The organism is Micrococcus luteus NCTC 2665, assembly GCF_000023205.1.
Classification (GTDB): Bacteria; Actinomycetota; Actinomycetes; order Actinomycetales; family Micrococcaceae; genus Micrococcus; species Micrococcus luteus.
The window spans coordinates 957,233-970,038 of sequence record NC_012803.1 but is presented as its reverse complement, the minus strand read 5'-3'; the positions used below and the strand labels follow the sequence as shown (position 1 = coordinate 970,038).

The 12,806-nt window shown below is 75.4% G+C and carries 12 protein-coding genes; all 12 read right to left on the bottom strand.

Annotation, left to right across the window (positions count from 1 at the left end):
- Nucleotides 1–31: 31 nt before the first annotated feature.
- Nucleotides 32–1,837, bottom strand: a complete 1,806-nt coding sequence (locus MLUT_RS16005; RefSeq protein ID WP_012750826.1) for a glycosyltransferase family 4 protein — start codon at nt 1,835–1,837, stop codon at nt 32–34.
- A gap of 49 nt (nt 1,838–1,886) precedes the next feature.
- Nucleotides 1,887–3,143, bottom strand: a complete 1,257-nt coding sequence (gene wecC, locus MLUT_RS16000; protein ID WP_010078941.1) for a UDP-N-acetyl-D-mannosamine dehydrogenase — start codon at nt 3,141–3,143, stop codon at nt 1,887–1,889.
- Nucleotides 3,144–3,236: 93 nt separating this feature from the next.
- The gene (locus MLUT_RS15995) at nt 3,237–5,432 is read right to left on the bottom strand and encodes a glycosyltransferase (RefSeq protein ID WP_010078942.1); all 2,196 of its coding nucleotides are present in this window, start codon (nt 5,430–5,432) and stop codon (nt 3,237–3,239) included.
- Complete coding sequence (locus MLUT_RS15990; protein WP_012750825.1) at nt 5,429–6,199, bottom strand: hypothetical protein; 771 nt, start codon at nt 6,197–6,199, stop codon at nt 5,429–5,431. Before MLUT_RS15990 ends, MLUT_RS15995 begins: the two co-directional genes overlap by 4 nt.
- Nucleotides 6,200–6,281: 82 nt before the next feature.
- Nucleotides 6,282–7,454, bottom strand: coding sequence for a glycosyltransferase family 4 protein (locus MLUT_RS15985; RefSeq protein WP_012750824.1), 1,173 nt, complete (start codon nt 7,452–7,454; stop codon nt 6,282–6,284).
- Entirely contained in the window at nt 7,444–8,589 is a 1,146-nt protein-coding gene (locus tag MLUT_RS15980) for an LCP family protein (protein ID WP_012750823.1), read from the bottom strand. The genes MLUT_RS15985 and MLUT_RS15980 overlap by 11 nt, the downstream gene beginning before the upstream one ends.
- A gap of 50 nt (nt 8,590–8,639) precedes the next feature.
- A complete protein-coding gene (gene mutM, locus MLUT_RS15975; protein ID WP_010078946.1) occupies nt 8,640–9,557 on the bottom strand; it encodes a bifunctional DNA-formamidopyrimidine glycosylase/DNA-(apurinic or apyrimidinic site) lyase in 918 nt (305 codons plus the stop codon).
- Nucleotides 9,558–9,561: 4 nt separating this feature from the next.
- A complete protein-coding gene (rnc, locus tag MLUT_RS15970; RefSeq protein WP_012750822.1) occupies nt 9,562–10,224 on the bottom strand; it encodes a ribonuclease III in 663 nt (220 codons plus the stop codon).
- Nucleotides 10,225–10,297: 73 nt separating this feature from the next.
- Nucleotides 10,298–10,501 (bottom strand): 50S ribosomal protein L32, encoded by a 204-nt coding sequence (gene rpmF, locus MLUT_RS15965; protein WP_010078949.1) that lies wholly within the window; start codon nt 10,499–10,501, stop codon nt 10,298–10,300.
- Between the two features lie 2 nt (nt 10,502–10,503).
- On the bottom strand, nt 10,504–11,076 hold the full coding sequence (locus MLUT_RS15960) for a YceD family protein (protein WP_010078950.1): 573 nt from the start codon (nt 11,074–11,076) through the stop codon (nt 10,504–10,506).
- A 174-nt stretch (nt 11,077–11,250) separates the two neighbouring features.
- Nucleotides 11,251–12,165 carry a UTP--glucose-1-phosphate uridylyltransferase GalU gene (galU, locus tag MLUT_RS15955; protein WP_010078951.1) on the bottom strand — a complete coding sequence of 305 codons (915 nt, stop codon included), beginning with the start codon at nt 12,163–12,165 and terminating at the stop codon, nt 11,251–11,253.
- A gap of 67 nt (nt 12,166–12,232) precedes the next feature.
- On the bottom strand, nt 12,233–12,706 hold the full coding sequence (gene coaD / locus MLUT_RS15950; protein WP_010078952.1) for a pantetheine-phosphate adenylyltransferase: 474 nt from the start codon (nt 12,704–12,706) through the stop codon (nt 12,233–12,235).
- Between the last annotated feature and the right edge of the window lie 100 nt (nt 12,707–12,806).

Genomic DNA, 12,806 nt, shown 5'->3' with positions numbered 1-12,806 from the left:
GTGCGGGAGACCCGGCGCCCGCGTCACTGTATCAGCGCGGGTGGACGCCGAGCCGGTCGTAGAGCGTCCGATAGCGGCGCGCGTTGGCCTCCCAGGTGCGCGTCTGCAGGGCCCATTCCCGGCCGGCCGCGCCGAGGCGCGCCCGCTCGGCCGGGTCCCCCGCGAGCCGGTCGAGGGCGGCGGCCAGCGCTGCGGGATCCTCCGCGGGGACGAGCAGGCCGGTCCGCTCGTCCTCGACGAGCTCGGCCAGGGCCGGCAGGTCCGAGGCGACGACGGGCCGACCGGTGGCCGAGGCTTCGACGGTCTTCATCGGCGTCACCGCGCGCGTGACGGGCAGGTCCCGGCGCGGGACCGCGAACACGTCCAGGGCGGCGTGGTGCAGGCGCGCATCCTCGCGGTCCACCCGCCCGGGGAAGGCGCACAGCTCCGCGATGCCGAGCTCCGCGGCCAGGGCCTGCAGCCCGGGACGGGCGACGCCGTCGCCGGCGATGTGCACGCGCAGTCCGGGACGGTGCGGGGCCAGCCGCGCGGCGGCGCGCAGCAGGGTGTCCAGTCCCTCGTAGTCCACGAGGCTCGAGACGGTGCCCACCACGAAGGCGTCGGTCGGCAGGTCCCAGCCCAGCCGGGCGCGTGCCTCGTCCCGGTCCGCCGGCTCGGCGACGAAGGCCGGGCCCACGGCGTTGGGGCAGAGCACGACGGCGTCCTCGGCCACCCCGGCGGCGACTAGGCGGTCGCGCATGCCCGCCCCGAGCGTCACGACCCCGTCGGCGCGGCGGGCGGCCTCGGCCTCCCGCTCCTGGAAGAGCCGGTACCGTTCCGAGCCCAGGGCCTCGGGCCCGCGCACCGCCGCCCACGTGTCCGCGAGCTGCCCGCGGACCTCGTACACCCACGGGATCCCGAAGGCCCGCGCCACGGCCTCGACCGCGAGCGCGTTCACGAAGTGCGTGGTGGTGTGCAGCAGGGCAGGACGGTGTCGACGCACGTGCGCGGCCAGCAGCTCGGCGTGCTGCTGGATGCGGGCGGCCTGGCCCTGGGCGAGCCGCGCCGGCAGCAGCCGGGCGTAGCCGATCCCGTCCACGACATCCCGCTGTGCCGCCCAGGGCACGCCGATCTGCACGGGGTAGCCCGGCCGCGTCACGGCGGCGACATCGAAGCCCTCGTCCCGCAGGGAGGTGAGGATCGCGTGGCTGCGCTGGGCGTACCCGGATCCGGTGTGGGGCAGGGAGTTGGTCAGCACGTGCAGCACCCGCCCCGGGACCGGGCGGTAGCCGGGCTCGGTCGGCACGGTCGGGGCGACGCCGCGGAACGCGTCCCGCTCGCCCGCCATGCGGCGGGCGAGATGACGGTTGCGGGGATGCCGCGCGGCGAGCGCGGCCGCGCCGCCGAGGTCGCCGCGGTGGGCCGCCAGGCGTGCGGCGGCGGCCGTCCACGCCGCGCCGCGATGCTCCTCCGGCACGCTGCCGAGCAGCGTCTCGGCGACGTCGGGCCGGCCCATGCCGAGGGCGGCGTCGGCCCGGTGGACCAGCCCGCGGACGTTCCCCGCCCCCGGACGGGACGCGCGGACGGGCTGGCCGGCCTCGTCCACCCCGAGGGCGGCCAGGGCCGCAGCGCGCTCGCCCCGCATCTCGTGGCCGAGCGCGGGCACGACGCCGTTCCGGCCCAGGCGGGTGAGGACGCCGACCGCCCCGCCCGCCACTGCGGGCGGCAGTCGACGGGAGACCTGCAGGGCCAGCAGCACCGGGTCATCCGTCACGTGCTCGCGGACGGTCTGGGCGGTCAGTGCCAGGGACCGCAGCAACGGCCGGCGGGACGACGCGGGGCGCTCGCGTGCGGTCATCGGTGCAGGCTCCTGTCGGCGGGGCGGGCGGGGCGCGGGCCGCGTCGGGTCAGAGGGACGGGACGGTGCGCCACTGGCCGCGCGTGTCGATCACGCGCTTGTCGGCCACGCGGTCGCCGAGGTCGGCGAAGGCGGAGTGGTCCACCAGCAGCACCACGATGTCGGCGGCGTCCAGGGCCTCGTCGGCCGCGACCAGGCGCACGTTGTCCTTGCCCTGCAGCGCGGCCGGCAGCTCCGTCACGTGCGGCTCGACCACGAGCACGTCGGACCCGGAGAACTGGCCCGCCAGCTCGGCCGCGATGTTCAGGGCCGGGGATTCACGCAGGTCGTCGATGTTCGGCTTGAAGGCCAGGCCGAGGGCTGCGACGACCGGAGCGCGGCCGGTGGCCTGCTGGACGTCGAAGGCCGCAGCCTTGACCTGGTCGATGACCCACTGGGGCTTGCCGTCGTTGATCTCCCGGGCCGCGCGGATCAGCCGGGCGGTCTGCGGGGCGGCGTCCACGATGAACCACGGGTCCACGGCGATGCAGTGGCCGCCCACGCCGGGGCCCGGCTGCAGGATGTTCACGCGGGGATGGTGGTTGGCGAGCTCGATGAGCTCCCACACGTCGATGCCCTGCTCGGCGCAGATCACGGACAGCTCGTTGGCGAAGGCGATGTTGACGTCGCGGAAGGAGTTCTCCACGAGCTTGGCCATCTCCGCGGTGCGGGTGTCCGTCAGCAGGATCTCGCCCTCGCAGAACGTGCGGTAGAGGTCGCGGGCCCGCTCGGCCGCGCGCCGGGTCGAGCCGCCGACGATCCGGTCGTTGGTCACGAGCTCGACCATCACACGGCCCGGGAGCACCCGCTCGGGGCAGTGGGCGAAGTCCAGCTCGGACTCGCGCAGCTCAGGACGCTCGGCGAAGATCACCTCGGCCATGTGCTCGGTGGCGCCGGGGGGCGAGGTGGACTCGAGGATGACGAGCTCGTCACCCGTCAGCTGCGGGGCCAGGCCGCGGGCGGCGGCCTCGATGTAGCCCAGGTCCGGGGAGTGCCCGTCCTTGAACGGGGTCGGCACGGCGACGATGTAGGCGTCCGCCGCCGGCGTCGTCGTCGAGGCGCTGAGCAGGCCCTTCTCGACGCCGCGCGCGACGAACCCGGCCAGGTCCGGCTCCACGAAGGGCACCGTGCCCGCATTCACGGCGTCCACCGTGCGGTCCGAGACGTCCACGCCGTGCACGCGCACGCCGTTCTCCGCCAGGATGGCAGCCGTCGGCAGGCCGATGTAGCCCAGGCCGATGACGGCGACGGTCTCGATCTTCTTCACGGGGTCTCCTCGATGGGGAATGGTCCACGACGGCCCCGGCACCGGCGGGCGGGGGCGAACGCGTCCCACCCTACCGCCGACGCCCGGCCTGCTTCAGTTCAGCCCGAGCGCCTCGCGCCACAGGCCGGCCACGACGCGCTCGTCGTACGCGCGCACCCGGCACCGGGCCAGGGTCGAGAGCTCGTCCCACCGCGCATCGTCGGCGGTCGCCTCCAGCACCCGCCGCGCCGCGGCGTCGGTGTCGTCGAGCACGAACTCGTCGCCGAACACGCCCCTCGCGCCGGGCCGGTCCCAGATGAGCGGGACCGCACCCGAGACCATGCCCTCGGCGGGCGCGAGGTGGAAGCTCTCGGTGGTGGACGGCGAGAGCACCCAGCCGATCTTCGTCAGCCACGAGCCCATGTCCGCCCCGAAGGGCTCGAAGGCGACGGCCTCGCGCAGCGGACCGGCACCGAGGCGGGCGAACAGGTCGAGGTAGCCCTCGCGCTGGAGGGGCTTGCGCCACTCGTGCGGGTACTCCCACGGCATGCGGCCGCGCACGTGCAGGGTGAACCGTTCGTCATGGGCGCGCAGGATCTCCAGCAGGTCGACGGCCCGGTCCAGGCGCTTGCGCAGCGGCACCAGGCCGACGAGGCCGAGCCGGAACCGGCGACCCGGCAGGCCGGGACGGTCCAGGTCCGCCACGGACACGGCGTTGGGGATCACCGAGACCCGCGCGGGCTCGATGGGCAGGTGCTCGCGCACCAGGTCCCGGTAGAGATCGGAGACGGTCACGAGGCGGTCCACGGCGTCGGTCTCGAGCGCGGAGAGCCAGCCGCCGCGCAGCTCGAACATGTGCAGGCGGACCACGAGCCGCTGGCCGGGGCGCTTGTGGCGGGCGTACCAGACGGCGTTGGGGCCCGCCCACTCGCACACCACGACGTCGGCCCACTCGACGAGGCGGCGTGAGGCGGCCTCGTCGTGGCGGTGCAGGCCCTGCCAGTGGTCGATGCGCAGCTCGACGCCCGGGTCGTCCCGCAGCAGGTCGACGAGCTCCCCCGCGAACTTCAGGTCGTGGCCGGCCAGGACCACGCGGATGCGTGACCCGCCGCGGGCGGGCCGGCGGTCGAGCAGACCGAGCCGGTCCATGAGGCCCGTCAGGGCGCGGGCGCGCGCGGCCATGCGGTAGGGGGCGGCGGCCTCGACGACGCGCCGAGAGAGGGCCGGCAGGTCGTGGCGGGCGGCCGCGATGCGAGCGGCGACGTCCCGAGCCGAGTCCCTCACCCCGTCCACGAACAGGGGGTAGTCGGCCCCCAGCAGCTCCTCATGCGCCACGGTCCGGTTCAGGAGCGGCGGCACTCCGACCGCGCAGCTCTCGAGCACCTTCGTGGAGATCTCGAGCGAGAGGTCCAGGGCGGGAGCGCGCCAGCCCAGAGAGACGTCCGCGGCCGCGGTGCGGGCCATGGACTCCTCGCGGGAGAGCGCTCCGGTCCACTCGAAGTCGGGCCGGTCCGCCTCGAGGAGGGAGCGCATCGCCGCGGCCCAGCCGGGCCGGTCCCGCTCGGGGTGGACCTTGTCCCCCACCATCGTGAGCGTGGCCGGGACACCGGCCTCGTGGAGGGCGGTCAGCACGTCCGGCATGAGGTCGGTGCGCCAGTCGTGGGCGAACTTGCCCGTGTACACGACACGCACCGGGCCGTCGGCGGGCGCCTCGCCGCGTTCGGCCGGAGCGAGCCCGTCCGGCACCATCGGCGAGAGCAGCTCGGTGCGCCCGGCGGCGGCCGGGACCATCGCCTCGAGCACGGCGCGGGCCTGGGGCGTCTGGGCCAGCATCAGACGGCTCGCCGCGGCGATGCGGCCGAGCTCCTCGACGCGCCCGGCCGGGAAGCCGTCCTCCACGTAGCCGTACTCGGTCACGTAGGACCACAGCCGCCCTGGGAAGGTGCCGCGGTCGGCGAGCTCGAGGCAAGCGTGGATGCCGCGCACGAGCACCACGTCGTACCGGGACTCCTCGTCCCGGCGGGCCAGCACGTCCGCGGCGCGGGAGGGGGTCATTCCCCCCTGCCCGGCCGCCGGCTCAGCGGGGAGCACGCGCACCCCCGTCAGGGCGCGCAGCGGAGCGGTGAGCAGGTCCCGGCGTTCGACGGCCTTGAGCTGGACGTCCACGCTCGCACCCGTGCGGGCGAGGGTCTCCGTCAAGGAGGGCAGCCACGTGGCGGAGCCGTCGATGACGTTCAGGTCGACGTCGCCGTAGAGCAGGATGCGCACGCCGGCGGCGTCGGTCAGGCGGTCGGGGTGGTGCGTGTTCATGCGCTCTCCTCCGGGCAGGCGGCGAGGACGTCGGCGATCCCCTGGGGCGCGTCGCCCGGGTCCTCGGTGAAGTGCAACGGCGTCCGATCCGCGCCGGCCTCGACCACGATGACGTCCTCGGCGTGCAGCAGGGCGAGGGCTCCGAGCCGGTGCCGGTGACGGCCCCGGGAGAGCACCCAGACGGTCACCCCGCGCGCGGCGGCCGCGCTCACGGCACCCCGCAGCTCGAGGTAGAGGGCCACGCCGGCGGCGTCGAGGGCCCCGGCCCACGGCCCGTCCACGCCGTCCACGTCCACGACGACGGCCTCCACGCGTTCGGCCACCGCGCCCGCGGTGCCCGGCACGAGCGGCACGACGCGGTGCCCGGCGGCCGCAAGGGCCGCGCGCACGTCCGGAGCGGCGACGACGCCGACGGCCCGCCCGCCCCGCTCGGTGCGGGACGTGTCGGCCAGGCCCAGGGCCCGCTCGAGACGGGCCGCGGCCTCCGGATCGGCGCCGACGGCGGCCGCACCGCGGCCGGTGAGGGAGGCGCTGCCGGGGCGGGCACGGGCCGGCCCGCCCGCCAGGCCCAGGGCGTCGGCGGGCCGGGCGTGCGCCGGATGGGCGCCCCAGCGGATGCCGAACACGCCGCGGACCTCCTCGGCCACCGGCGGCGGCAGCCTGCGCAGCAGCGCGCCGCCGGTGCGGCGCACCCGACGGCGCTGTTCGGGCGGCAGCAGGCGAGCGCCCGCGCGCGCGACCTGACGGATGGACTTCCCAGCTGGCATCAGAACCGTTCCTCGGTGTCCCGGTGGAGTGCACCCGGCCGGGTGCGGCGGCGTCAACCCTAGCAAGGGGCCGACGTCGGGCTCAGCGACCGGCGATGCGGCGCAGCAGTCGCTCGTAGCGGCGGGCCACGGCCGGCAGGTCGGCGTGGCGGCGCACCCAGTCGCGTCCGCCCGCGCCGACGTCGGTGCGGTGCGGATCGTCCGCGAGCGCCGTCAGGTGCCGCACCAGGTCGTCCACGTCCGGGCCGATGACGTCGGCGCCACCGGCCGCCTCGAGCGTGCGGGCGGCCTCCCCCGTCACCAGGCCCGTGACGTGCCGGCCGACGGCGAGCACCTCGTAGGTCTTGGAGGGCACGGTGTGCCGGAAGCTCGGCCAGTCGGGACGCAGGGCCACCACCAGCGTGTCCGCCCACGCGTACTGCTGGGCCACGGCCGCGCCGTGGACGGGTCCGAGGATCTCGGCCGGCGAGCCGAGCTCGGCGTTGCGGGCCTCCAGCGCCGGACGCCGGGTCCCCTCCCCGACCAGCCGGACGCGCACCCCCGGCCGGGTGCGACGCAGCGTCGCCGCGGCGTCGATGAGCCGCTCGAGTCCCTGGCTCTCGCCCATGTTGCCCAGGTACAGCACGTGGAGCTCACCGGCGGCCCGCTCCCGCCGCGGCGCCACCGCCAGGCGGGCCAGGTCCACGCCGTTGCCCAGGGTGCGGACCACCCGCACCCCCCGCCCGCGCAGCGTCTCCGCGAAGCCGTCCGTGACGGTCACCACGAGTCGGGCCGCGCGCTGGCCGCCGGTCACGACGCGTTCCATCGCGGCGCCCAGCAGGCCCTGGTGGACCCCGGCCTCGTGGGCGAGATCCGGCCAGGCGTCGCGCATCTCCAGCACGAGGGGACGGCGCCAGAGGCGGGAGAGCACGACGCCGGGCACCACCACGGGCAGGGCGGGCACGGTGGCCACCACCACGTCCGGGCGTCGGGTGGCCATCCCGCGGGGGATGGCGAGCAGGGCGTGCACCACCGCTTCGGCGAAGCGGCCGTTGCGGCCGGCCTCCCCCAGGGGCAGGCGAGGCGTGGGCAGGACACGTTCGCCGTCGGGCCCGGCGAAGGGGCGCACACCCCCGGGCGCGACGACGTCGACGTCCCAGCCCGCCGACCGCAGCGCCGCCACGACCGCGCCCCAGCGACGTGCGGGCGGGGTGCGCTCGGGCCGGTAGGAGTGGGAGACCAGCAGGAGGCGGGGGCGGCGCGGCTCAGTCGTCACAGGGGTCCTCCCCGAGGGCGGGTGCGGGCGTGGTGCCGGTCAGCAGGGTCAGCACGGGGGCGGGCCCGCCGGCGGCCTGGGCCTTCTTCTCCTTCTTGGGCTCGTGCTCGTCGACATAGCGCTGGACGTCGTCGTCGGCGAGGGCGGAGCGCAGGTCCGCCAGCTTGTCCTCGTCGAGCTCGACGATGGCGTCGCCGTTCGGCCCCTCCGCAAAGCCCTTGCGAGGCACCGTGAACATCTCGACGTCCTCGCCGCGGACGTCGCGCAGCTGCCACGCGAGCGAGGCGATCACGCCAGACGTGAGCCCCTCGTCCACACCGAGGTGGTCGGAGAACGTGGCGACGACCTCGGTGGTGCGGGCGGGATTGCCCAGGATCTGCGGGCTGAGGAAGCGGTCCATCGCCCCGGCCAGGTAGCGCTGCTGGTTCTTCACGCGGGTGACGTCGCCGTCGTCGAAGGCGTGCCGCTCGCGCACGTAGCGCAGGGCGGCGGTGTCCTGCAGCAGGATGTGCCCTCGCGGGTAGTACGAGGGGTTGGCCTGACCGGAGGAGAAGGCCTGCGGGTTGCAGACCTCGACGCCGCCCAGCGCGTTCGTCACGCCCCGGAAGCCCTGGAAGTCGACCTCCAGGACGTGGTGGATCGGCACTCCCAGCAACAGCTCCACCGTGTCCACGGCGAGGGTGTAGCCGCCCGTGTCGAAGGCCGAGTTGATCTTCGCCTCGCCGTGGCCGGGCACGGTGACCCACGAATCCCGCAGCACGGACATGACGTAGACCTGGCGTCGGTCCGCGGGGATGTGCACGAGCATCATGGTGTCCGAGCGCTGGCCCATGTCCTGCTCGCCCTCGCCCTCGCGGGAGTCGGAGCCCAGGACGAGCACGTTCAGCGGGCCGTCCCCGGCCGCCTGCTCGAGCGCCCCCACGTCCACCGTCTGCCGGTGGTCGTCGAAGGTGCGCCCGAGCGAGCCCGCGTACCAGGCGCCCAGGCCGAGCAGCGCCGCGAGCAGGACGGCGAGCAGGCCGACGACCCACGGCCAGCGCCGGCGGCGCCGCGCGACCGGCGGGGCGTCGTCGCGCGGGGGCTCGGGGCGCGGCAGGGGCTCGGGCGTCCAGGACGCGGCCGGGGGATGGCTCACTCGGGTCTCCTGCTCGAGGTCGGGGGTCAGCCCAGTCTACGGACGCCCCGTCAGGCGTCGGCCGCCGCGGCCCGGCGACGGCGCGGCCTGGGCTGGCAGCGCGGGCACAGGTGGCTCGCACGGTTCATGAACGGCTCGCGCACGATGCGGGAGTCGACCCCCTCGGCGGCGCAGCGGCGACACGGCTGCCCGGTGCGCCCGTAGGCCGCCAGGGAGCGGGCGAAGTAGCCCGATCGCCCGTCCACGTTGACGTAGAGCGCGTCGAAGCTCGTGCCCCCCACCTCCAGGGCCCGGCGCATCACGTCCTGGACGGCCGCCAGGAGGCGCAGCGTGTCCGCCCGGCGCATGCGCTCGGTCGGGCGCTCGGGGTGCAGGCGGGCGCCCCAGAGGGCCTCGTCCGCGTAGATGTTGCCGATCCCGGAGACCAGCGACTGGTCCAGCAACGCGCGCTTGAGGGTGGAGCGGCGCCGTGCCAGGCGCGCGTGCACGGCCGCGGGGTCGAACAGCGGGTGCAGCGGGTCCAGGGCGATGTGGGCGGCCGTGGTGGGGATCCGCTCGCCCCCGGCGGCGTCGTCGGGCCGCAGCGCGTCGAGCCACCAGCCGCCGAAGATCCGCTGGTCCACGAACCGCAGCTCGCGGGCGGAGCCGTCCGCCGCGGTGACGGGCAGGCGCAGGCGCAGGTGACGCTGGTCGGCGGCCCCCGGTTCGTCCACGAGGATCTGCCCGCTCATCCCCAGGTGCACGACGACGGCGTCGTCGCCCTCGGCCAGGGGCAGCCAGAGGAACTTGCCGCGGCGAGCCGGCTCGGCCAGCCGGGCGCCGCGCAGCCGCTCCCGGAGGGCGTCCGCGCCTCCGGGGCTGCGACGCAGCGAGCGGGGGTCGAGGACCTCGAGCTCCGCGGCGACGGCGTCCGTGGCCCACCGGGCCAGGCCGCGCCGGACGACCTCGGCCTCGGGCAGCTCCGGCACGGGCTCAGCGCCCCGCGGCCGGCAGATCCGCCTCGAGGGCGGGCCATGAGGCGGCCGCGGCGTCCCGCTCGGCCTGCTTCTTGGAGCTGGCGACGGCGGAGCCGTACTCGCGCTCGCCGACGACGAGGGTGGCCCGGTAGCGGGGATCGTGCGCGGGGCCCTGACCCTCGATCGCGTAGCGGACGGCGCCGAGACCGTGGCGGCTGGCGGCCTCGGCCACGACCGTCTTCCAGTCGGTGCTCTCGCGCAGCAGGTCCGGCTCGTCCAGCAGCGGCACCACGTGGCGGTGCACGAGTGCGGCCGCGGCCACAGCCCCGTGGTCCACGTAGACCGCGCCGATGAGCGCCTCGAGGGTGTCGGCGAGGATCGAGTCCTTGTCCGCCCCGCCGGTGCGGCGCTCCCCCGTGCCCAGGCGCACGAACGGGCCGATGCCGATCCGGCGCGCCACCTTCGCCAGGGCACGCGTGGACACGACGGCGGCCCGGCGGCGCGCGAGGTCGCCCTCGGCCAGGTCCGGGTACACCGTGAAGATGTGGTCGGTGACCACGTAGCCCAGCACCGAGTCCCCGAGGAACTCGAGGCGCTCGTTGGTGGGCAGCCCGCCCTGCTCATAGGCGAACGAGCGGTGCGTCAGAGCACGTTCGAGCGTCCCGGCGGTGATGTGCACGCCGAGACGCTCGAACAGCTCTTCTGGCTCGGGCGCGGGCTCAGGCCCGCGGCGAGCCGATGGGGACGCCATCTCAGGCGTCGGCGACCTTGCGGCCCTTGTACTCCAAGAACAGGGGGGTGCCGGCGGCGTCGGTCTTCAGCTCGGCCTGATGGGGCAGGCGGTACGAGACGCGACCGTTCTCGACGGACTTCACCAGGGTGGGCGCGGTGGCCTTCCACTGCGACCGGCGGGCACGGGTGTTGGCACGGGACATCTTCCGCTTCGGGACTGCCACGACTATCTCTCTTCTGTCTCGGTGATGGAGGTCTCTGAGGTGCCCGCGAGGTGGGCCAGGGCGGCCCAGCGCGGGTCCACGCGCTCGTGGGCGTGCCCCTCGGGCGCGTCCTCGAGGCGGATGCCGCAGTCGGCGCACAGGCCCTCGCAGTCCGGCCGGCACAGCGGCTGGAACGGAAGGGCGATGACCGCGGCGTCCCGGAACACGGGTTCCAGGTCCACGGTCTCGCGCACCACGAGCGGCTGCTCGCCGGCGTCGTCCTCGGACGTGCCGGTGAGGTACAGCTCCTGCAGGTCCACGGTGATCCCCTCGTGCAGCGGGCGCAGGCAACGGCCGCACTCGCCCTTCAGGGTCGCGTCCGCGGTGCCGGTGACGAGGACGCCCTCGTGCACCGACTCCAGACGCAGGTCCAGTTCGACGGGGTCCCCCTCGGGGATCCCCAGCAGCGGCGTGGAGACGCCCGCGGGGGCGGGCCACTCGGCCGTCAGCTCGCGCTGGACTCCGGCCCCGCGCGTCAGATCGCGCACGGGGATCACCCACGGCGAGTCGGCGCCGTGGTGCTGGATGCTGTCCATGGTCGCTCCTCTCGGCGGGTGGGACGGCGGGGGTACACGGCCCGTCCGCACGCCCTCTGCGGGGATGCGATGCGGCCTGGACACGGGTCCAGCCACGACGGACCGACAGCCCATCCTACCGGGTGGGTCCGCCTCGGCCAAAGCCGGCCGCGGCCCGCGCGTCGCCGGCCCGGCTCAGAGCCCGGCGGTGAACTCCCGGAGCCAGGCCCGCAGGTCGGCCCCGAGGTCCTCGTGCCGCGTCCCGAACTCGATGACCGCCTGCAGGTAGCCGAGCTTGTCCCCCGTGTCGTAGCGGCGGCCGTCGAAGACGACGGCGTGCACGCCGCGGCCCTCGCCGTCCTCCGTGGCCAGCCTCTGGAGCGCATCGGTGAGCTGGATCTCCCCGCCGCGGCCGGGCGGGGTCTCGTCCAGCACGTCGAACACCTGCGGGGCCAGCACGTAGCGGCCGATGATCGCGAGGGTGGAGGGGGCGTCCTCGCGGGCCGGCTTCTCCACGAGGTCGGTGACGCGGACGACGTCGTCGCCCTCCCCCGGCACGGCCTCCACCGCGGCCACGCCGTAGGCCGAGACGGCCTCCTCCGGGACCTCCATGAGGGCGATCACGGAGCCGCCGAGGCGCTGCTGCACGTCGATCATGCGCTCGAGCAGCGCCTCGCCGTCGCCGATGATGTCATCGCCCAGCAGGACCGCGAACGGCTCCTCGCCGACGTGGCGGCGTGCGCAGTTCACCGCGTGGCCGAGCCCGAGGGCCTCGCCCTGACGGACGTAGTGGATGTCCCCCACCAGGTCCGACTCGTGGATCTGCGCGAGCCGCTTGGCGTCGCCCTTGCGCTCCAACACGGCCTCCAGCGCGGGATGGCGGTCGAAGTGGTCCTCGAGGGCCCGCTTGTTCCGGCCTGTGATCATCAGCACGTCCGCGAGGCCCGCACGCCGGGCCTCCGTCACCACGTACTCGATGGCCGGCCGGTCCACCACCGGCAGCATCTCCTTCGGCATGGCCTTGGTGGCCGGCAGGAAGCGGGTGCCCAGGCCGGCGGCCGGGATCACGGCCTTGCGGGTGCGGGGGCGGGAAGGGGGCGGGACGGTCATCGGCGGTTCTCCTGCGGTTGATGCGGTGGGACGAGCGGAAGGGTGGCCCGCGGGGGGCCGGGCGGGGTCAGGCCCCGCCGTCGAGGCCGCGCAGGACCGCGGCCGGGACGAACTCGGCGACGTCGCCGCCGAGTCCGTGGACCTCCTTGATGAGCGAGGAGGACACGTGGGTGTACCGGGCGTCGGCCGGGAGGTAGACCGTCTCGACCCCGGTGAGGTGGCGGTTCATCGCGGCCATCGGGGCCTCGAACTCGAGGTCGGCGCCGCCGCGCAGCCCCTTGACGATCGCATCTGCACCGATCTGCCGGCAGAACTCGGCCAGCAGGCCCGGGCCCATGGGCCGGACCGCGACACCGGCGAGGGAGGACACCGTCGCCTCGATCATGGCGATGCGCTCGTCCACGCTGAAGCGGTACGTCTTGGCCGGGTTGGCGGACACGGCGACCACCACCTCCTCGAAGAGGTTCGCGGCTCGCGCGATCACCTCGACGTGCCCCTTGTGGAGGGGATCGAACGAACCAGGGCAGACGGCACGACGCATGGGTGCCAGTCTAGCCGGGGCCGCGCCGAGCGGCGACGGACGCCCGTCCGGTCCGGCTCCGGCGCGTCGCGGTCCTGCCGGGCGCGGCGTGCGCCGCCGT